The sequence below is a fragment of the Paenibacillus sp. GP183 genome, from assembly GCF_900104695.1.
In the GTDB taxonomy this organism is placed as follows: Bacteria; Bacillota; Bacilli; order Paenibacillales; family NBRC-103111; genus Paenibacillus_AI.
The window spans coordinates 637572-658024 of sequence record NZ_FNSW01000001.1 but is presented as its reverse complement, the minus strand read 5'-3'; the positions used below and the strand labels follow the sequence as shown (position 1 = coordinate 658024).

17 protein-coding genes and 3 pseudogenes are annotated in these 20453 nt (G+C 41.0%); 16 read left to right on the top strand and 4 right to left on the bottom strand.

Annotated features, from left to right (window positions below; translation table 11 throughout):
• Positions 1 to 80: 80 nt before the first annotated feature.
• Positions 81 to 875 (bottom strand): SDR family oxidoreductase, encoded by a 795-nt coding sequence (locus BLV33_RS03250; RefSeq protein WP_253186953.1) that lies wholly within the window; start codon positions 873 to 875, stop codon positions 81 to 83.
• A gap of 119 nt (positions 876 to 994) precedes the next feature.
• Positions 995 to 1825, bottom strand: coding sequence for an SDR family NAD(P)-dependent oxidoreductase (locus BLV33_RS03245; protein WP_090788241.1), 831 nt, complete (start codon positions 1823 to 1825; stop codon positions 995 to 997).
• Positions 1826 to 1940: 115 nt separating this feature from the next.
• On the opposite strand from BLV33_RS03245, the gene BLV33_RS03240 reads away from it, so the two are divergent.
• From BLV33_RS03240 to BLV33_RS03200, 9 genes and pseudogenes are all read left to right on the top strand, one after another.
• Complete coding sequence (locus tag BLV33_RS03240) at positions 1941 to 2618, top strand: TetR/AcrR family transcriptional regulator (protein WP_090788239.1); 678 nt, start codon at positions 1941 to 1943, stop codon at positions 2616 to 2618.
• 505 nt (positions 2619 to 3123) lie between these two features.
• Positions 3124 to 3630: a DUF402 domain-containing protein gene (locus tag BLV33_RS03235; protein WP_090788237.1), complete on the top strand. Its 507-nt coding sequence runs from the start codon at positions 3124 to 3126 to the stop codon at positions 3628 to 3630.
• Positions 3631 to 3826: 196 nt separating this feature from the next.
• A complete protein-coding gene (locus tag BLV33_RS03230; protein ID WP_090788235.1) occupies positions 3827 to 4873 on the top strand; it encodes a MerR family transcriptional regulator in 1047 nt (348 codons plus the stop codon).
• An 83-nt stretch (positions 4874 to 4956) separates the two neighbouring features.
• The gene (locus BLV33_RS03225; protein ID WP_090788234.1) at positions 4957 to 5643 is read left to right on the top strand and encodes a class I SAM-dependent methyltransferase; all 687 of its coding nucleotides are present in this window, start codon (positions 4957 to 4959) and stop codon (positions 5641 to 5643) included.
• 380 nt (positions 5644 to 6023) lie between these two features.
• Complete coding sequence (locus BLV33_RS29805; RefSeq protein ID WP_253186951.1) at positions 6024 to 6326, top strand: hypothetical protein; 303 nt, start codon at positions 6024 to 6026, stop codon at positions 6324 to 6326.
• Positions 6295 to 7407 carry a right-handed parallel beta-helix repeat-containing protein gene (locus tag BLV33_RS03220; RefSeq protein WP_253186950.1) on the top strand — a complete coding sequence of 371 codons (1113 nt, stop codon included), beginning with the start codon at positions 6295 to 6297 and terminating at the stop codon, positions 7405 to 7407. The genes BLV33_RS29805 and BLV33_RS03220 overlap by 32 nt, the downstream gene beginning before the upstream one ends.
• 121 nt (positions 7408 to 7528) lie before the next feature.
• The gene (locus tag BLV33_RS03215) at positions 7529 to 8071 is read left to right on the top strand and encodes a GNAT family N-acetyltransferase (protein WP_090788232.1); all 543 of its coding nucleotides are present in this window, start codon (positions 7529 to 7531) and stop codon (positions 8069 to 8071) included.
• Between the two features lie 952 nt (positions 8072 to 9023).
• Entirely contained in the window at positions 9024 to 10034 is a 1011-nt protein-coding gene (locus BLV33_RS03205) for a S66 family peptidase (protein ID WP_090788230.1), read from the top strand.
• A 10-nt stretch (positions 10035 to 10044) separates the two neighbouring features.
• Positions 10045 to 10167 (top strand): annotated as a pseudogene (locus BLV33_RS03200) (DDE-type integrase/transposase/recombinase); the annotation flags it as partial.
• A gap of 331 nt (positions 10168 to 10498) precedes the next feature.
• On the opposite strand, the gene BLV33_RS03195 reads toward BLV33_RS03200, so the two are convergent.
• Positions 10499 to 11329: an AraC family transcriptional regulator gene (locus BLV33_RS03195; protein WP_253187196.1), complete on the bottom strand. Its 831-nt coding sequence runs from the start codon at positions 11327 to 11329 to the stop codon at positions 10499 to 10501.
• Positions 11330 to 11537: 208 nt separating this feature from the next.
• Between BLV33_RS03195 and BLV33_RS03190 the strand changes: the two genes are divergently transcribed.
• The 3 genes and pseudogenes from BLV33_RS03190 to BLV33_RS29800 form a co-directional block, all read left to right on the top strand.
• Positions 11538 to 12362, top strand: a complete 825-nt coding sequence (locus BLV33_RS03190; protein WP_090788226.1) for a phytanoyl-CoA dioxygenase family protein — start codon at positions 11538 to 11540, stop codon at positions 12360 to 12362.
• A gap of 235 nt (positions 12363 to 12597) precedes the next feature.
• Positions 12598 to 12816 (top strand): annotated as a pseudogene (locus BLV33_RS28660) (DDE-type integrase/transposase/recombinase); the annotation flags it as partial.
• A gap of 174 nt (positions 12817 to 12990) precedes the next feature.
• Positions 12991 to 13229: pseudogene (locus BLV33_RS29800) on the top strand (GNAT family N-acetyltransferase); the annotation flags it as partial.
• A gap of 455 nt (positions 13230 to 13684) precedes the next feature.
• Here the strand turns inward: BLV33_RS29800 and BLV33_RS03170 are convergent.
• Positions 13685 to 14956 carry an IS110 family RNA-guided transposase gene (locus tag BLV33_RS03170; RefSeq protein WP_090788221.1) on the bottom strand — a complete coding sequence of 424 codons (1272 nt, stop codon included), beginning with the start codon at positions 14954 to 14956 and terminating at the stop codon, positions 13685 to 13687.
• Positions 14957 to 15308: 352 nt separating this feature from the next.
• Here BLV33_RS03170 and BLV33_RS03165 point away from each other — a divergent pair, with 352 nt between their 5' ends.
• The 4 genes from BLV33_RS03165 (at position 15309) to BLV33_RS03150 (ending at position 20427) form a co-directional block, all read left to right on the top strand.
• A complete protein-coding gene (locus BLV33_RS03165; RefSeq protein ID WP_090788219.1) occupies positions 15309 to 17063 on the top strand; it encodes a sensor histidine kinase in 1755 nt (584 codons plus the stop codon).
• Complete coding sequence (locus BLV33_RS03160; protein WP_171908990.1) at positions 17056 to 18351, top strand: response regulator transcription factor; 1296 nt, start codon at positions 17056 to 17058, stop codon at positions 18349 to 18351. The genes BLV33_RS03165 and BLV33_RS03160 overlap by 8 nt, the downstream gene beginning before the upstream one ends.
• Before the next feature lie 273 nt (positions 18352 to 18624).
• Entirely contained in the window at positions 18625 to 19518 is an 894-nt protein-coding gene (locus BLV33_RS03155; RefSeq protein WP_253187195.1) for an ABC transporter permease, read from the top strand.
• 18 nt (positions 19519 to 19536) lie between these two features.
• Complete coding sequence (locus BLV33_RS03150; protein ID WP_090788215.1) at positions 19537 to 20427, top strand: carbohydrate ABC transporter permease; 891 nt, start codon at positions 19537 to 19539, stop codon at positions 20425 to 20427.
• Positions 20428 to 20453 lie beyond the last annotated feature (26 nt).

The following is a 20453-nucleotide window of genomic DNA, read 5'->3' as shown; positions in this document are numbered from 1 at the left end:
CGCTTATTTCTTATCAGGAACCTTCCAACGGAGAATCCCAATCCTTCAATGTTTTTTTGATTTTAGCCTCAATATTTGTTTCAAGAGATCCGACATGCCAATATATTACCATCGCATTTTTTCTCTGCCATACAACAGGACGTGCTTTCAGCATACTTTTGCATTTGTTTGTTTAGATCATCAATGGATTTTACTCGGTCTTCTTGAGAATTAAATATATAAAGGTACAAATATTCATGTGGTGCTTGGCAATCAAGGGTTCCATCACACGTCACAAAGTTATAGATTTCAGGATTCTTTCGTTCTGCATCAGGAATCCCATTCCACATTTCCGTGTGCATAAACCCTAAACAAACTGCGTTGACCCGCAACGGACCGAGTTCGACGGCTAGTGCTCGGGTCAGCGCCTCGATCGCGCCGCATAGACTGGCCCCGATTGTCGAACCTTTCTTCGGCCGCATTCCAGTTGTGCCTGAAACCAAAGTAATAGAGCCACCCGCTTTGATGTGACCACTGCCGTATTTTGCAGCCATCAGCTCGCCCCAGTACCTCAGGTTAAAGAATTGACTCGCCGCGTCGATATCCATCGTGGAGAGAGCCTCTGGTTGTAGAGGTTCGCCTGCGGTAAATACTAGATGGTCAAATTCACCAATTTGATTGAACAATTGACGAACCTGCGCCTCGTTCGATAGATCGACCGCGTAGCCTTTCGCGTCATGACGTAATCGAGAAATAGCACGATCCACCTTCTCCTGCGACGCGCCTTCAGTGCTGCTCGTTCCGCCACTGCGTAGCCAATGCCTGAGGTTCCCCCAAGGCAGACGACTCGTTTCCCCTTCAATCCACGTTCGTAATTTTGCAATGACATGTTTCATAATAAAAAAGATGACTCCTGTTCAGTACAGGAATCATCTTCTGTCGATAGCCTAACTTTTTTTTTCAAAGTGTCCTTAACAAGGGGGCCAGTTCACAGCTAGAATGGTGCGACGGCTTTTTACTTTAGTTTGCCTTGCGCTGCGTTCGAGACAGCCTCCCACGCCTCCCAGGTGGCTAGGCGGTCAGCATAAGCGTCACGCGCCATAGGCAGGACCCCGGCGCCGACCGCAAATCGCAGCGGCGGATCCTCTGCGTCCACGATCTTGAGGATGGCTTCTGCTGTCGCCTGCGGATCGCCGCGTTCTTCGCTCGATAGACGCCCGAAAACCCGCTTCCGAAGATCGTCATAGGCGTCAATTCCCGGTGCGCTCTTCAGCGACGAGGGACTTCCAAAATCGGTCGCATAGGCGCCGGGCTCGAGCAGCGTCACCTTGATGCCAAGGCCTTTGACCTCTTGCGCCAGGCTTTCGTGGAGCGCTTCGACTGCCCATTTGGAGGTGCAATAGAAGCCGATGAGCGGCCTCGCCACAATCCCAAGGGCGCTTGAGACGCCGAGTATATGCCCGCTGCCCTGTTGCCGCAGCAGAGGCAGGGCAGCTTGGATGACCCGAAGCGTACCAAAGTAGTTCGTATCAAACAGAGCGCGGACGTCGGCCTCGCTAGCCTCCTCAACCGTGCCGACCAGGGTGTAACCGGCATTGTTGAGGACAACGTCCAGCTTGCCGAAATGCGCGTGAGCCTGCCGAACGACATGCCGAGCCTGATCGGCATCAGTTACGTCGAGCGCCATGGGGAGAACGGCTTCTCCGAAACGTTCCTTCAGATCGGCAACGTCTGCCAATGTGCGGGCGGTAGCCGCGACCTTATCGCCGCGCGTGAGTGCGGCTTCGGCCCAAACGCGCCCCAAACCGCGAGAGGCTCCCGTAATGAACCAGACCTTTTTATCCATGATATACTCCTTTCAATTTCCCGTTGTGTGTGGGATACTTATATTAAATCACACAAATACGGTACTGTAAAGTTTCGGAACTTAAAAGTATAGTAATTAAAAGGGGGCTGAATTCATGAGTGAAATCAAAAGGGTAAAGTCCGTCAGATCCAAATTATCTGACGACGTAGCGGAAAAGCCCGCGCGAACGCTAGGCCGCAAGCGAGATCACACGCGGGATGCTAAAATCCTCGAGGCGGCAATCGACATCCTCGCCGAAGCGAGTTTCGATGGTATGACAATGGACATGGTCGCGGCTCGAGCGAAGGCTGGGAAGGCGACGGTGTACCGCCGCTGGTCTTCCAAGGCAGAGTTAGTCCGAGACGCCTTGACCTGGATGAACCGAAATCATCTTGAGCTCGACCGCTTGCCCGATACAGGAACCTTGCGCGGTGATCTCCTCGCGCTTTTGAAGCCGCAATCGATCGAGGAAGAAGAGCGCAAATTTCGAGTCCTCGCGGGCCTAGGCTCCTTTTTGCAGCATCCGGAATTTGCCGAAGCGGGAAAAGCCGGGATTTTCGAGCCGTGGGTTGCCGTGAACCGCGAGCTCATGCACCGAGCCGTCGGCCGCGGTGAATTTCCCGCTCACGCGGACATTGAAATAGCTTGCCAGGTCATTACTTCAATGGCTTCTTTTCGCGGACTTATCCAGCGCAAGCCGTTCGACAAGCGTTTCTACACTGCGCTAATCGACGGCATTCTGCTGCCTGCCCTTAAAAACCCGCAAACAGCTCCAAATGACATGGATCGATGATGACCAGGCTCTTACTAGAAGAATCTGGCCATTATGCCGAGTGGCCGAAAATTAAATGATTATGTGGCCGGATTTTCAGTTAACAAATACAACGGATCCAGATAAGTCTTATAGTCTTATGTTCAGGCATTTGGTTAAGTATTTCCTAAGTTGCTGACAAAATACGCTGCTTAACTTTGCCACCATCACGATACGACTCAACTAAGCTCCAATAATAAGTACCAACGACTATTTTTCGACGTAGGTTTTTCCACCAAATAATCCGATTTAACGATACAATTTACATGGTCGGCTATTCCACCACAAATTCCGAATAGCATTTGTTTCAAATTCCTTTTGTAAAAAGAAAATAAACCATTAGATTGAAAAATATAGTATTAGACTAAAAAATAAAGTTGTAGACTGACATTGAGGCATTAAGCTAACGGAGAACGATAGTTGAGCAACAGGATCGTGCAATTAATACATAGGTCATCATTACTGGTGGAAATGAAGGGATGACGACATGGATGATGAAATCACTATCCAGGTTTTGAAATTTGGTGATCACCTACATTATGAGTGGACAACAAAGCTTTTAGAAAAAACCGAAACTCATATTTTTGTGTTAGGTGAATACGGAAGAAAATTAAACCATCACACTAAGCAAAAAATATTTACAGTAGATAATTGGACAATTGAATTTTTTTCATTTGATTTGTGGTTTACTGTCAGCGCTGACGTAGTTGACGGGAAGATAAAGCAGTACTATTGCAATATTAACGAACCTGCGAAGATCAAGGGAAATACAGTTTCATTTGTAGATTTAGACCTAGATCTAATCCAACGAAACGGTGATTGGAAGGTTGTTGATGAAGATGAATTTGAAATCAATTCTGTTAGATTTAATTATCCAGAAGAATTAATTAGGAGAAGCAGGAAAGAGCTAAATAACTTACAAGATCGTGTAAAGAACAACAAGTTTCCTTTTGATGGCGCAATCGAACGATTTATAAAGTTTATCCCAAAGTGAAATATTTATGGAAACAGCCGAATGGCACTACGAATCCATTGTTACGCTAACGGATAACGATAGTGAGAGCTTGCTTTAAAGAAACCACTCCGTATGCTGGAGTGGTTTCTTTGATAGAACTTGCTCTTTTATTTAAACCTCTTTACTTTTACCTTACGTTAAGGTTTATTTAAAGAGGGAGGATTGATCAAACACAATGAAAATCAAAGATGTAGCAACAAAATTGAATATTTCTCCGAGAGCAATTCGCTTTTACGAAGATAAAGGGCTAATTTCACCCTATAAGCAGGAAAACAATCTATATAGAACTTTTAACGAAAAGGAAGTATGGCGTTTACAAACTATTATATCCCTTAGAGAAGCAGGAATGACAATTGCAGATATAAAAAAAGCATTACCAGAAGTTGATGAAAAAGATAAGGAACAACTGCAATATTATCTGGAAATGCAACGTTCTATTATTTTTTCCCAATGGCTTGAGTTAAAACAAATTATTGAAACAACTGATACCATGATTGAACTTTTAAAATATAAAAATTCACTTCCATTAAATGATATTTTCTTACTCGCTGAGGGGTCGAAAAGACTTAGAGAAATGCGAAAAAATTGGAGGGATAAATGGGACTTTGACCATCAAGCAAAAACTCATGACGAACGGGTTTTAAATAATGACAACGAATATAAAGGTTACGAGGAAGCTCTTAAAATAACTATCCAATGGGTTTCTCCAAGGGTTGGAGAAAGAGGGTTAGATATTGGAACAGGAACTGGTAATTTAGCAGGAAAGTTTCTTGACAAGGGAGTACAAATGGCAGGAATTGACCAGTCAAAAGAAATGATGAAACAATGCCGAAGTAAGCATCCACAAATGGAAATTAAACTTGGGAATTTTCTTGCTATTCCATACTTGGATGGGCAATTCGATTTTATAGTAACAACCTTCGCACTACACCATATATCAGACGAACAAAAACTTTTGGCATTAGATGAAATGCGTCGAGTATTAAAACCTCATGGAAGAATTTGTATTACTGATTTAATGTTCGAAAATGAAACAAAAAAAGAACTATATATTAAAGATTTGAACGAGCAAGGGAAAACGGACTTAATCAAAACTATTCAAAATGAGTATTATTCAATATGTTCCTCATTACTGAATTGGTTTGACGAAAATGGCTATATCACTAAACATAGACAATTAAACGATTTACTTTATATCGTTTATGCCGTTCCAATCAGATAATACAAATAAATGACTTGACCTTCTCCTAACGTCAATCCTTATGATAACTTTGTAAACATTTATCTTAAGGGGGAACACCGGAAATGCCAAATCATGAAGAAATTTATTCAAATCAAGCTGAAACTTATGATCTTCTCATTTCGAAGCAAGAAAGTCTTTATGAAACAATCAATACAATTAAGCGAGTTGAAGGTTTAGACATTTTAGACATAGGGGCTGGCTCTGGAAGACTAACATGTGTTCTAGCCCCAAAGGTTAAATCAATCTTGGCTTTAGATCAATCAGAAGCAATGTTACAAGTTACTGCAAATAAACTTCAAAAAGCAGGATTACATAATTGGAGAACTCAAGTTGCTGACCATAGAAAACTACCTGTGGAAGATAACAGTGCTGATTTAATTGTATCAGGTTGGAGTATTTGCTATCTAGGAAGTTCCAATGTTGAAAATTGGAAAGAAAATATTCACCAAGTTATGATGGAAATCAAACGTGTTCTTCGTCCTGGCGGTACCGCAATTATTATTGAAAATTTTGGAACCGGGTCAGAAACGCCCAATCCTCCAAATTTCTTAAGCGAATACTATTCTCTTCTTGAAACCGTATATGGTTGTTCTCATAAATGGATAAGAACTGATTATACCTTTGAAAACCTAGGAGAAGCAGAAAGGCTTACACGTTTTTTCTTTGGTGATATATTAGCGGAGAAGGTGGTTAAAGAAAAACTGGCTAAATTACCAGAATGTGCAGTAGTCTGGTGGTTAAACTTATAATTAAGTAAACATTTCCAAACATTAGGAGTGTTGCTTTTGTTTGCTTTCTAGGTGAACCTACCACAGGTAGAAGTGCTGGTCATTCAGCTAACGGAAACGATAGTGAAATGGCGGTTGCTTCGGCAACCGCTTTTTTATTGCTCCGCTAACGGCAGGATAACGCAGTAATGTACCCATGGTCATGCCATTTGCAATAATGTCAGCGGCAGTCTAAACTTTATTTTCACCGAACATTTGTCGATAAATTATAGTAAGGGTAAGGATAACGAAGAAGAACGCTGAACTATTTTCGAACATCATTTCTTTGTTCTGACTTCGTGAATATGGAATCTCGTGGATTGGGATGAATTTGAAATAAAATAAAATGATTGGGAGCAACCATGAAAAAAAAGTGGGTAGTCATTGGAATCAGTTTCGTTACCATAGTCACAGGGGGAATGATTTCAGCTTTTCAAAAATCTGCGTATTCCGATGTTCTGGAATCTGTAGCTCCTAATACTTCCGCAGTCATCTTGACAAAAGATATTTATGTCTCACCATCTGGTAACAATAACAACCCCGGCACCGTCGACGCACCTTTAGCCAACATTCAAACCGCCATCGACGCCGTACTGCCGGGCGGGACTGAAGGGTGGTGTTTATCATCAAACTGTGAAAATCCAAAAATCAGGCTCCGAATCTGAAGGCTTTATCACACTTAGAAGCGCCGAAGGAGAACATGCGATTTTGGATGGAACAGGCGTGAAGGTGGATACCGAGGGTATATGTTTTATTATAGATGCGAGCTACGTTCAGGTACAAGATATTGAGCTGCGCAACTATAGAACGGAACAAGCCGGTACAACTCCAATCGGAATTTTTGTCAAAGGTGCAAGCCATCATATTGGAATTTCCGGAAACATCATTCATGATATGGGGACTGACTTCCAAGGCCATAATGGTGGTGACGCACATGGAATCGCAGTATACGGAACATCGGACTCCCCGCAGCATGATATTTTCATCGATTTCAACGAGTTGTATAACCTGAAGTTGGGTTCCAGCGAAGCTCTTGCTATCAATGGCAATGTGGATGGGTTTCGGGTGGTTAGAAACTCTATTCACGATAACAATAATATAGGCATCGTGATTATCGGATTTGAAGGTGTTTCACCGGATCCGGCGAATGACAGGGCGAGAAACGGCGTAATTCTCCAAAATCACGTATACAACATCTCTTCTTATCGCAACCCGGCATACGGCAACCAATATGCTGCTGCGGGGATTTATGTTGACGGCGGTACGAAAGTGTCTATTGAGGATAACGATATCCATGACAACGATTATGGCATTGAACTTGCCAGCGAGCATGCCGGCGGGAAAACGTCGGAAGTGGAGGCATTGCATAACCGAATATATCAAAACCGCGCTTCGGGAATTTCACTTGGCGGATACGACGAACACCGGGGATCGACCTTAAACTGCGTCATACAGGAGAATGAATTAATATATAACAACGCCAACCATCTCGGCTACGGTGAGCTCAATTTAGCGTTCGATACCAGAAGCAATCAGATAATTAACAACCAGATTAAAGCCAATGAAGACGGTCTGATGATCACAAACGAATTTAAACAAAGCTTGGGTAACACTATCGATTATAATGTTTATTCCAGTAAGGGGAATCCCCAATGGAGCTGGAAAGGTGAGAAATTTAATGATTTTGTAACCTATATGAAGAAAACCAGCAACGATCTCCACTCTTCAATTGAACTTATTAAATAAGGGGAAGGTAGTTTGTTCCACTAAGTCTAATATTGACGGGTACGATAGTTCAATACCGATAGGGCAGCCCCATTGGCCCTAACATGAAAATCATTTTTGGCACGGAAGTGAGGACTCCCCAATGATTTTATACGAGCACATAGGTATCAAAGTAAGAACTCTGACTGAAAGCGACGCCGTGTTGCTGGTGCAATGGCTGAACGACCCGGCCGTACTACTATATTATGAGGGACGAGACCGTCCGCATGACGAAGAGTTGGTTAGGCGGCATTTTTATGAAAAGCGGGAACGAATTACTCAATGCATCGTCGAAAAGGAAGGGCGGCCTATCGGTTATATCCAGTATTATCCGATTAGTGAGGAAGAACGGTTGGAGTATGGGTATGCTGAGGCAAAGGAACGGATTTATGGCATGGACCAATTTATCGGGGAAACCGACTGCTGGAACAAAGGCATTGGAACTGAACTTGTCTCGTCGATGGCTGATTTTGTAATCACGCATGAACATGCTGACCGGATCGTCATGGACCCGCAAACCTGGAATACAAGGGCACTGAGAGTTTATGAGAAATGCGGCTTTGTTCGTGTGAAAATCCTGCCGCAACACGAGTGGCACGAAGGGGAAAATAAAGATTGCTGGCTAATTGAGTATAAACGGGGGTAAGCAAAGCTTCACAAGCAAACATGTCGTTAGACTTTCATCGCAGCAAATAATTTGAAGGAGGACAAGAACATATATCCATAGTGGCCCGCGCCCAGCGCGGTTTTTTTGTTTTATAGATATAACTTCTTGTCTTTTGCGCAGGACAAGAAGTTATATGGTTTTCCGAAAAGCGACATGAAGATATAGTGTTTTCCAACTTGAGTTTTCCTCGCTGCATAAACTTCTTGATTGCCTGTATTTGTCGCTTTAATTTAGTGGTTATTTCAACGGAAGCTTTGTCAGTAGATGCTTTTGGATCTATCGGACACATATATTACATGCCGAATTACTGGACAAGAGTTTGTATTGTATACCGATTATCGGTACAACAATATATATCGTATTGCTGGCCTTTATTAAAAAATTCATGGTGAATGTTAAGGAATAGCTTGATTAATTCACGTTTTTCAATCGGTTCCGGATTTTGCCCTAATCGTTGAATGTAATACTGTTTGTCCAAAAACTTCAATCCCCCTTATAATAGGCGTCTTGACAAATATAGCATAAACGACGGGCAATTTAATGTCCGTTTTGCTTTATTAGTTGTTTATTACGATTTTTAATCAATCTTCTAATTAGAGACCACGAAGTACCAGATTTACGAGAGCCAATTGATTGGGAAAGACGAAATAAAGATTTCCCTACATTATTAGAACGCTGTAACTTCTGGGCATTGTAACTATAACTTTTGTCCCTGAGCATGTGGAGTTTTATAAAAAAGGTGGGTTCAGCTCCTGTCCAAGTGGGCTTTGGAAAAGAAGTTTTTAAATTACTATGTTTATTACTATGCAATTATTAACGGAGTTAAATACCATCTGTTGCAAGCGTAGCTCTATGCTCCGATAACGGACAGTCTAGTTGAAGAACGATTTCAATTTGATAAAATAATGTAAAATGTTTTGGAGGGATCAGTATGATTAAGTATCCATATTTAGATGAAGGGGCAATGATAGGAATAACAGCACCCTCATCTGGAGTACAAGTCGAATTTCATGAAATGTTTAAACTTGCTTGTAGTCGTTTGGAGATGAAAGGATTTAATATTATTTGCGGAGATACCGTTTTGACTCAAAACAAAGCAAAATCATCTTCTGCCAAAAAGCGTGCTGTTGAATTTAATGAAATGATGCAAAACAAAGATATCGACATCATCATTCCTCCTTGGGGTGGAGAACTTTTGATTGAGATGCTAGAATTTGTTGATTTTGAAAATATAAGTGAAAAATGGATATTAGGGTATTCAGATATAAGTGTATTGTTATTAGCAACCACTTTAAAGACAGGAATAGCGACTGCTCATGGAACTAATTTAATTGATTTAAGAGGAGAATATTCGGATGATACGACTGCAATGTGGCAGAATGTGTTATCAACTAAAACTGGAGGATCAATACTTCAACAATCCTCAGCAAAATATCAGAGAGATTGGCCCACTAACCCTTCACTATGTATTTTTAATTTAACAGAACAAACCTATTGGAAAACCGTTTCAAATTCCAATGAGAAAATACAAGGTCGTTTACTTGGTGGGTGTATAGACGTGATAAGACATTTGATTGGTACACCATTCGGTGATGTACAAGGCTTTAGAAAACAATTTCTCAATGGGGAATCTGTAATATGGTATTTAGAAAATTGTGAGTTAACAACTGTGGATTTACGTAGGTCATTAGTTCAAATGAAGTTTGCAGGATGGTTTAAACAATGTTCAGGTATTATGTTTGGTCGAAGTCCCGCAAATCTTCCTGTTGAACACTACACAGTTGAAGACGTTTATAAAGACCTTTCTGATGAGCTTCAAATACCAGTTATTTATGACATTGATTGTGGTCATCTCCCTCCACAAATCACATTTATAAATGGGGCTTATGCTGAAGTAAAAATAGATGACGGGAAAGGAACTATTTTGCAACAATTCAATTAGTAGTCATATAGATCATCGTTTCATTAAGAAAAGAACGAATCCGATGTTTGGTTTTAAATCATTTGAAACAGCCAAGAAAACAATAGAAGGAATTGAAACAATGCACATGATCAAAATGGGGCAGGTCAATTGAAGAATTTGGCTGCTCTTAATAACGTTCAACTCTTCAATCAGTTATTCGGTAGGATAGCTTAAAAAATAATTTCACGATACCTGTTGTTGGTGTTTATTATTTCTTGCACCAGAACCGATCGAATTATCCACAACTCTTATGTCTTATTGTTGGATTCAAAGAAATCCATGCTGGAAGTGATGGCCGAAAAAACAATAAAATCTATTGAAAACAATACGGCATTATCGTAAGATCAAATCACTTGACAAAGTGTCCGGATACTTCCGGAATCACCGTCCGGATAAGCCGGAATACGCAGTTGAATGACGCTTTATCTCTAAGTCAATTGTTTCTAAGAAAGCAACACCGGTGGATTCTGTCCGGAATTTTTCAGACGACGAAATGCGCTTGGGGACAGACCGCAGTTTCTCTTAAACAACTTAGAAAAGTGAAATTCGTCATAAAAATGTAAGGTAGATGCGATTTCCTTGACCGACAAGTTTGTCGTCTCGAGAGATGCTTTTGCCGACTCTAGCTTTAGGTTTAACATATAGTTGCTTGGGGACAGCCCAGTTATGGAGCGAAAACGGGTAAAGAAGGACGTGCGGGACAAGCCGCTTTTTTGTACTAGTTCTTCGATTCGGAACGGCTTGTCAATATTTTTATGCATAAAGATAAGTATCTTATTCAACTCCGTATGACGGAACGTGTCCGCAACCGTTTGTTCTCGGGCGAAGAGGAGTAGTACTTCCTGTAGCAGTATGTTGGCGGAGTAAGCGTATCCGGTCGGCTGTGCGATCAGGTTGTCGATCATTCGCTCGCATATTTGAATGGCCTCAGCCAGTTTACCCGTTGAAACGACCTCACAGACGGGAAGTTGGAGAAAGCGTGTCATGTCCAAACTGTTAAAGTCAAGAAAATAAAACTTCCAATCATCATTTTGACATCTATAGGTAGATGAAACAGCCTCTTGAACGAAAAAATATGTACCTGCGTGTAGTTCATGTCGGTCTGTTGATCGAGAAAAGGTTCCCTTTCCTTCATAGGTGATAAACAGGCCGGGGACATTGAATCCCTCTCCTTTGCAGACTTGGTATGCGTCGTTTGCTTGCACTTTCCAAATGGATATAAATTTGCAAAGGGGAATCGCTGATTTTTTCCCTAATCCATAAGGGATATTCATGTAAGACACTGTATTCCACCACCTCGTATAAGTTCTATTATACATTGAATTTGTTAGTTATTAACTGAAATTAATTCATTATTTGTACTATTGTACATGAAATAAAAACAGATATCCATGGATGAATTCGTTGATTTCCCCTACACTTAAATTATAAGTCATAAACTAAATGACTTGATCACGAATGAGTAGAGGAGTGTATGTGCAAATGATGGTTAAAGTAGGCAGTCGCGAACTAGAGATGGGTGGTCCTCATTTAACGGAGCTCAGAAGTTCGAATGATATTTTGTACGATGTGCAAGCACTACGCGAACGGATGAAAGAAGACGGGTTCTTGCTGATCCGCGGATTTCATGATCGAGAAAAGGTGTTATATGCCCGAACATGTATTTTGAAAAAAATGGACCAGATGGGGAAGTTGGACCGGGACACACTGTTGGAGGAAGGCATCATGGCCGACGGTAGCAAAACCATTTTCATGGGTGGTACAAATGAGGACCTGCCAGCTCTGCTTAATGTATTAAATGGAGATCATGTCATACGCTTTTTTGATGAACTCCTTGGTGAACAGACGCTTACTTATCATTACAAATGGCTCCGTGCAGTAGGCAAGGGAGATTTCACCGGAGCTCATTATGATATTGTCTATATGGGTAGAGGAACGCAAAACGTCTACACAGTATGGTCCCCATTGGGAGATATATCCTATGAAATGGGTGGACTGGCTATTTGTCTCGGCTCGCATCGTTTCGAAGAATTGAAACGGTCGTACGGCAGAAAGGATTCGGATAGGGACGGTATTGGACACTATACCGATGATCCGCTCGAAATTACTGAGAAATTTGGCGGAAAGTGGGCGACAACAACTTTTCAAGCTGGAGATGTTCTCATTTTCGGTATGTTTTTGCTTCACTGTTCACTCGAGAATACGACTAACCAGTATCGGATCAGTGTAGACGCGAGATACCAATCGGTAAACGAGAAGGTAGACGAAAGGTGGAGCGGCAAAAAGCCGCGAGGGCACTTTAAATAACTTACGGTCCAACTTGGAATCAAATCGGTTCATTTGCTGAAAATGAGAATAAGAAGCAGGCAAACCAAACTAAAAGAGGCAGTATCTGATGAATCGCGAGAACATAATTATCGATACAGACATTGGTGACGACATTGACGAATCACTGCGTGTAATAACGGTGGATATGAACCCTGCTTACCCACCGGCAATAGAGCAATTAATAGATGAAAAGAGTCTATCAAAAGAAACCATAATAAGACAGGTGAAGTATTTTAACAACATAATATAACAGGATCATCGGTTTATAAAAAGGATTACGAATCACATGTTGGGATTTAAAACATTTCAGACTGCCAAGAAAACAATAACAGGAATTGAAGCTTTTCATATGCTAAGGAAGCAACATGTTGAAATAATACCTGTTGTTTCCGATGTTGAATGGATTAATAAATTATTTGGATTGTCAGCATAAATTCCTGATAAACCAAGAATAAAACTATCGATTTTTAACTTTTGCAACACAGCCGTTTTATTAAACTGCAGGATAGCTGAACAACCTCAACTGATTTATGGTTGTTATAGATGACTGTTAGGTATTCAGAAAACTAGCAACAAGCAATGGCAATATGTAGGGAAGGGGAAAAAAGTGATTGTACTTGAAACTTCCAGGTTGCTTTTAAGACACTATAAAGATGAAGATATCAACGCTCTTCATAACATTTTTCAGACCCTGAAACAATGGAGTTTTATCCAACTCCATTTAGTATTCAGCAAACACAAGACTAACGAAATATAGAGAGATACCAGAATGATGGTTTTGGACTATGGGCTGTTTGTTTAAAGGACACTAACGAGTTTATTGGTGATTACGGTCTTGTTAAACAGCATTATGCATCAGAAGTAGCACGAGCTTGCAAGGATTAATTAGAACCATTACATATATTCGGGCGTTAAAGCTCCCTCGGTATGATTCATTTTTCTCACGCATGCTCGCTTATTCGCAGGATTTCACCTCTTTGGTTAAGAGTTTAGGATGAGTGGGGGGTGACCGTACTATACTTGGGCAACATGAAGGTCTGCGGGAATAGAGGAGAGGAGTAATATCTCCAGTTGTTTCCATATACTGCACGCATTCTCCACGCCACCCTCGGAGGTTTTCACTCCCATGTCTCAACGGGTCATAGCCCTCTCATTCCTTCGTTACACCTATCCAAGGGGTGGAGGCCGGTTTTGCTAACGGTACGGGTCAGTGCCCTTTGGTTTAATGTATCCGGTACTCCGTGCTTTCTTTGAAATCCTGCGAATAAGCCAATCTACGTCTTACAAAACGGTATTGAGGTTTAAGCTGCTTGCTCAAGTGGCCATGTTTTCATAGGTGTGTAGGCTTGACCACTGCGAGCCATCCCCACCAAGATGCGAGCCAATTTACCGCAGAGCTTCATAATGGACTTCATTTTCTTCATCTTCTTCACATTCACATTGTATTTATGCATCGCTTGAAACTCTGGATTATTCATCACTAAACACATGGTCGCTATATAGAGGAAGCGGCGGAGCCGGGAGCGACCGCGCTTACTAATGACCATCTTTCCCGTCCATTTACCGGAGCTCGATTCCGCAAGATTGAGGCCGGCATGGCGCAGCAAGGCATTCCCGTGAACAAATCCGCTTAAATCCCCAGCCTCACCCAGAATACCGGCCAGTGAAATTGCACTCAATCCCTTGATCGCAAGCATGGATTTTGCAAAGGGGATGCGCTCTAACACAGCGACGATCTCCTGCTCTACGACCTGCAGCTGCTCGCAGGCCAGGTCATACTCTGCAAGCAGTTGCTTCAAATGCAGTTGGTATGCATGCGTAGCTTGGCGAGATCCGACAGAGCGGCTGGCCAGTGTAACGAGTTCCTGGGCTTTTCGTGATCCACTGTGCCGCTTCATGATTGATTTCCACCCTTTAATCACGTCTTGCGGTTGTAGTTGGCTTAATTCTGCTGGTGTAGGGAAGAGGCGTAACGTGACCAAGGCACCGATACACGTGATGTGCTTGAATACATGCCGCAATTCCGGGAAAACAATGTCCACCCAACGGTGGATTTGGTTTTTTGCGCTGACGAGACGTTTCACCACAGAGTCCCGGTTCGAAAGAAGAACACGGAGTTCCACGAACGCTTCCGGGGTGTTGCGTCTAAACGAGTAGTACCCGTTCTTCACCATGTCGGCGATGACAAGGGCATCCTTTTTGTCGCTCTTCGAAGGCGTATTATCTCGGTTCTCTTTGTTCTTTTTCACAAGATGCGGGTTCACCAAAACGACTTCAAATTGGCGTGCAGCCAACCATCGAGACACGTTAAGCCAATAGTGTCCCGTGGGTTCCATGCCGACAACGGTCGCACTTAAATGATGAGCTGTTTGCAGCTTCTGGATCCATTGAAGTAGGCTGTTAAATCCATCTTCGTCATTCGTAAACGACAACGCTTCTCCAATGATGATGCCGCGAAAGTTTACAGCGCGGGCAACATGTGTCTGCTGAGCGATGTCGATCCCGACAACAAGATGCGAAGAGGTAATTTTTTCAATGAGTTGATTTTGTCTGGCTTGCGATTTAAACTTCATAGTAGAGCGTCCTCCTGGATGATGGGATTTAAAAGGGCTTTGACCCGTTACCTACTCCCATCGTACCGAGGCGCTCGTTTTTTTGCAAAGCTCAAATTTAACGCTCTACAGGAATGCTAATGGAAATCGCTAGCTCAAAATTCAAATAAAGACTGCCAGGTCTTCGGCAACTTTGCAATGTTATCGGGCAGGATAATATAAAATTTTTTCTTGAAGTGGAAATTTCATGTGTTAATATTGGAGGAAAAAACTACCTTTTTGGATGGATTAATGTGAGTTCTGCAGTAAAACCGAAGTAGAATATATACATGCTTTGACTATTTCTATATGACACCTTGGAAGGGCGTTCGCAATGAGACATTCCTTACGGTTTAAGTTCGTTGTTGGCTTTTTGATCATTATTGTTCCATTGGTTTGTTTTCTGTTATTTAATAACATATATGCAAGTAATGTTGTACGTGAACAAGTTTCGAAAACCAATAGTAATGCATTGAATCAGTATGTTAAACAGCTGGATCAGATGTTTACAGAAGCCACGAATTATCTGAATTTATTGAACGAAAACGAAACGGAAGTGAATTCCGTTGATTTTATTCCATTCGATAGTGATGATTATGTGATCAACAAAGTAAAGCTGTTTCAACGCTTCCGTACGACTCTGAATTATTACCCGCTAATGGATTCTTTTTTTCTATATAATATCAGAGCGCATGATTTAATTTTTGCTTCGAAAAGAGATTACTATACCGAAAGAGATACCATACTGAATAAATTGACAGTCGACCTTGAAGCGCCACCCGCTCAAGTAATCGAAGAATGGCAGTTGATTCCATCTGGAACTGGGATGGCACTGATTAAAATTGTGCGTCTTAGTAATAATTTACTGGCCGGAGCGCTTGTTAATACAGACCGGCTGGTCGATTCCTTGGGTTTTTTGGAAATTGGCTCAACGGGAGGGGCCGTTATTCTCTCCAAGCAAAGTGAAGTTGCGTCCTCTACTACCTTATCTGACTCCAAACTAAAAGTAGCGATGAATACGCTATTAAAGCCAGATGATCTTTTTCAAACCGTTACCGATCCAGCAGGCGGGAAGAAATATTTGCTGATTGGCGTGCTTTCTGATGTTGCTAATATTAAGTACCGAGTGATGATCCCCGAGGAGACGATTCTTCGGAATCTGCCATTTTTTCGATTAGCTGTCTATATTGTACCTTTGGGCGGATTTTTGTTTTTATTATTTTATTTTATTCTATTGCGCCAAGTGCTGTTGAAGCCAATGAAAACCTTGATTCAGGGGATGAATCGGATAATGCGTGGAGATTTGAACACTCGCTTGAATGAAAACCATTCCAGTGAGTTTGCCTTTTTAATGGGTACCTTCAATAATATGGTTACCCAAATATCTAAATTAAAGATCGACGTTTATGAGGAAAAAATTCGAACACAGGATGCTGAATTCGGGCTTTTGCAAGTACAAATAAGACCGCACTTTTATTTGAACTCGCTAAATATTATACACAGCCTAGCGGCAATTAAAGAATATGCCTTGATTCAGAAAATGACACAGCTTCTTGCAGAGTATTTTCGATTTATTATTCAAACAAAGAATGGCACTGTTTCACTTGAATCTGAAATCCGTCATATCCAAAATTACTTAGAGATTCAGAAGCTGCGTTTTCCTAATCAACTCAATTATGAGATTGTGCTCCCGGACCGTTTTCTGAATTGTATAATCCTTCCCTTAACCATTCAAACCTTTGTTGAGAACAGCATCATCCATGGGTTTGCTTCCCTCAAAGAATTATTTGTTATTCGCATCCTTATTGATGAGAATGATCAAGCAGCTGATGATCTATTGTGGATTGAAGTCAGTGATAATGGGATCGGATTTCCCGAGCCGATACTACGCAAATTACAAGATGGGACGTACGAGAATGAAGTTTTTGATGACGGGCATTTGGGTATTCAAAATGTGATGCAAAGGCAGCGAATACAATACGAAGCCAAAGCCAAATTATTATTTAACAATGGGTCTAATAAAGGTGCAGAAATAAAAATAGGGATTCCTTTAAGTTATGAAGATAAAGAGGAGGAAGACGATGTATAATATGTTGGTTGTGGATGATGAATTATATGCGGTCAAGGGAATCACACAAGGAATTGATTGGTCTGAGTTTAATATTACACAGGTTTTCGAGGCGTATAACGTAGAAGAGGCTAAACAAAAGTTTGCTCTTTTTCCAATAGACTTAGTGATTTGTGATATAGAAATGCCTTTAAATAGTGGATTAGATCTATTAGAGTGGATGAAGCTAAATTATCCGCAAACTGAAATGATTTTTGTGACAGTACATGCTGACTTTAGTTATGCACGAACTGCGCTTCATCTGGGCAGCTTTGATTATTTACTGAAGCCTGTCAATTACGATGAATTGAAAGCGGTGGTGAGCCGTGTCTTGCAGATGATTGTTGATGATCGGACCAACCAAAAATATTCTTTGTTATACGAATCACAAAAGCCGCGAATGGAGGAAAGATTTTGGCAGGATTTTTTTGGACAGAGAATTTCTCCTTCAAAGTATGAATTAGAACAGTTGATTACCAAATATCAATTAAGTCTATCACCCGATATTTCGGTATTGCCTATACTCATTAGTGTTGAATTATGGCAGAAGGAATTGACTGTCCGTGAGGAAGAGGTCATGGAGTACGCCTTGCGAAACGCAGCTGGTGAACTGATTGTCCAAAGCGACTTAGGCAGTGTTATCCAAGATCGAAGCGGGCATAATCTTATTTTACTCTATATTAAGCCTGTGGAATCTCTAAATCTAGAAGAAATCACACTTCGATGTGAAAAGTATCTCAAAGCATGCAACCACTATTTTTATTGTCACTTATCTTGTTATGTTGGGGGTGTTTCAACTTTTCCTAATTTGCTAAGAACCTATGTTTCACTTTTAGAGATGGAAAGAAGCAATGTCACCCAATCTAATAAAGTCTTAGCCCAATTTAATTTGTGGTCACAGCGAATTGTATCATTAGGAACAGATGTTATGAATACAGAGGATAATGAACAGGCATCAGTCATTCAAAAAATATACGATTATATAGATGAGCATTTACAAGAGGATATGAGCAGAGAGCAAATAGCGGAGCATGTCCATTTCAATCCGGCTTATCTGTCACGATTATTTCGTAAGGAAACGAAACATTCGCTGACAGATTGCATATTGCAAAAACGCATGGAAAAAGCGAAGTCATTATTGGCTTCTACAAATGTAAAAATTAGTGATATTTCCTCATTAGTCGGTTATTGCAACATTCCGTACTTTACCAAAATGTTCAAACGTTTCGTGGGCACAACACCTCAGGATTATCGCAAGTCCCATTCATAATAATACCCATTTATAAACTCGTTAAACCCCTTAGCTTCAATCTAAGGGGTTTTTAGTATATTTAAAAGTCACAATAGTATAAGTGGATTAGTCATATTTACCCGTCGAGCAAGATTTCGAATCCATTTATACTAATAATCAGAAGAAGCAAAAAAGCATAAGGCTTGCCGCATAAGAGGAGGGTTTTACTTGAACCAGGAGGCTAGTTTAAATAGACCAGTAGAAATGGTTAAACAAAATGAACGAAAAAAAAATGCTGGGTTACGCCATATTATGCAGTTCAAAGCACTTTATCTGATGTTTTTACCTGGAGTCGCCTTTCTTCTAATTAACAATTACTTGCCGATGTTTGGTATTATTATCGCTTTTAAAAATGTGAATTATACCGATGGCATTTTTGGAAGTCCGTGGATAGGCTGGACAAATTTCAAATTTTTATTCAGCACATCCGATGCATGGGTGATTACGCGAAATACATTGGTTTATAATGCAATATTTATATTTTTGAATCTAGTATGCGGGGTCGGAATAGCTATTTTGTTTAACGAAGTGAAAAGCCGTATTATGGGTAAGCTTTATCAATCCATCATCTTTCTGCCGTACTTCCTATCCATGATAATCGTGGGTTATATTGTTTTCGCTTTTTTAGGCGTTGAAAATGGTTTTATTAACAACTCTATATTGAAGCCCTTGGGTATAGAGGGGATAGATTGGTACTCCGAAAACAAATACTGGCCTTATATATTACCCATCGTAAACACTTGGAAAGGGATTGGCTATTTTTCACTGATTTACCTAGCAGCTATTATTGGTTTTGATACCGATTATTATGAAGCAGCTACGATCGATGGGGCATCAAGGTGGCAGCAAATTCGTTATTTAACGGTTCCCTTATTATATCCGTTGATGATTATCACGACATTGCTTGGGATCGGCAGAATATTCTATTCCGACTTTGGATTATTCTTTCAAGTTCCATTGAATTCAGGAACGCTTTTCCCCACTACCAATGTTATTGATACATATGTATACCGCACCTTTCAAACCAATGGGGATATTGGAATGTCTTCTGCAGCAGGGCTATACCAGGCCGTGGTTGGGATGATCCTGGTATTCATAACCAATGCACTTGTTAGAAAATACAGCAAAGAGAATGCACTTTTTTAAGGGGAAGGAGAGGTATGAATGGCAAAATATACATTATCCCAATGGCTGCTTCATCTATTTTTTATCTGTGCCTCGTTAGCTTGTTTACTTCCCGTTGTCTTGGTTGTTGGGGTTTCCTTTTCGGATGAAAACACAATTGTTGCAAATGGCTTTAAGTTTATTCCGCAGAAATTCAGCCTAGAAGCCTATAATTTTCTGCTTAATCAAGCACCGCAAATTATTACAGCTTATGGGGTTTCTATCTTTGTTACAGTGGTAGGTACATTACTTAGTTTACTATTAATTGCCCTTTATGCTTATCCTTTATCCAGAAAAGAATTGAAGCATCGTAATAAATTTGCGCTTTTTATATTTTTGACGATGATCTTTAATGGTGGATTGGTTCCTTGGTACTTGGTCTATGTGAATTTCTTGCATCTCAAAGATTCGGTTTGGTCCCTGATTATACCTTTATTGCTCCAACCGTTTTTTGTAATCATAATGCGAACCTTTTTTCAAACGACTATTCCAGATTCGATCGTTGAATCTGCAACCATTGACGGTGCAAGTGAATGGAAAATATTCTATAAAATCATCCTGCCGTTATCGCTTCCGGTGCTCGCTACAATTGGACTGTTTAATACATTGAATTACTGGAATGATTGGTTCCTCAGCTTACTCTATATTACCAAAAGCAATGGAATTAGCCTGCAGTATCTAATGTATAAAACACTACTTAACATTCAGTATTTGACAACGAATGATAATGCAGCCAGTCAATTGTCCAAAGTGGGCGGGGTCATTAATCTCCCATCAAGGACATTGCAGATGGCGATGGCAGTGGTTGGTATTGGACCAATTGTGTTAGCGTATCCTTTTTTTCAGAAATATTTTGTCAAAGGGCTTACCATTGGCGCTGTGAAAGGCTAATCCCGAATTTTGTTCGGTTTAGTATA

Coding starts and splice junctions, on each gene's coding strand:
- BLV33_RS03250 (WP_253186953.1), bottom strand. CDS start 875: ATGAAACATGTCATTGCAAAATTACGAACGTGGATTGAAGGGGAAACG.
- BLV33_RS03245 (WP_090788241.1), bottom strand. CDS start 1,825: ATGGATAAAAAGGTCTGGTTCATTACGGGAGCCTCTCGCGGTTTGGGG.
- BLV33_RS03240 (WP_090788239.1), top strand. CDS start 1,941: ATGAGTGAAATCAAAAGGGTAAAGTCCGTCAGATCCAAATTATCTGAC.
- BLV33_RS03235 (WP_090788237.1), top strand. CDS start 3,124: ATGGATGATGAAATCACTATCCAGGTTTTGAAATTTGGTGATCACCTA.
- BLV33_RS03230 (WP_090788235.1), top strand. CDS start 3,827: ATGAAAATCAAAGATGTAGCAACAAAATTGAATATTTCTCCGAGAGCA.
- BLV33_RS03225 (WP_090788234.1), top strand. CDS start 4,957: ATGCCAAATCATGAAGAAATTTATTCAAATCAAGCTGAAACTTATGAT.
- BLV33_RS29805 (WP_253186951.1), top strand. CDS start 6,024: ATGAAAAAAAAGTGGGTAGTCATTGGAATCAGTTTCGTTACCATAGTC.
- BLV33_RS03215 (WP_090788232.1), top strand. CDS start 7,529: ATGATTTTATACGAGCACATAGGTATCAAAGTAAGAACTCTGACTGAA.
- BLV33_RS03205 (WP_090788230.1), top strand. CDS start 9,024: ATGATTAAGTATCCATATTTAGATGAAGGGGCAATGATAGGAATAACA.
- BLV33_RS03195 (WP_253187196.1), bottom strand. CDS start 11,329: ATGAATATCCCTTATGGATTAGGGAAAAAATCAGCGATTCCCCTTTGC.
- BLV33_RS03190 (WP_090788226.1), top strand. CDS start 11,538: ATGATGGTTAAAGTAGGCAGTCGCGAACTAGAGATGGGTGGTCCTCAT.
- BLV33_RS03170 (WP_090788221.1), bottom strand. CDS start 14,956: ATGAAGTTTAAATCGCAAGCCAGACAAAATCAACTCATTGAAAAAATT.
- BLV33_RS03165 (WP_090788219.1), top strand. CDS start 15,309: ATGAGACATTCCTTACGGTTTAAGTTCGTTGTTGGCTTTTTGATCATT.
- BLV33_RS03160 (WP_171908990.1), top strand. CDS start 17,056: ATGTATAATATGTTGGTTGTGGATGATGAATTATATGCGGTCAAGGGA.
- BLV33_RS03155 (WP_253187195.1), top strand. CDS start 18,625: ATGCAGTTCAAAGCACTTTATCTGATGTTTTTACCTGGAGTCGCCTTT.
- BLV33_RS03150 (WP_090788215.1), top strand. CDS start 19,537: ATGGCAAAATATACATTATCCCAATGGCTGCTTCATCTATTTTTTATC.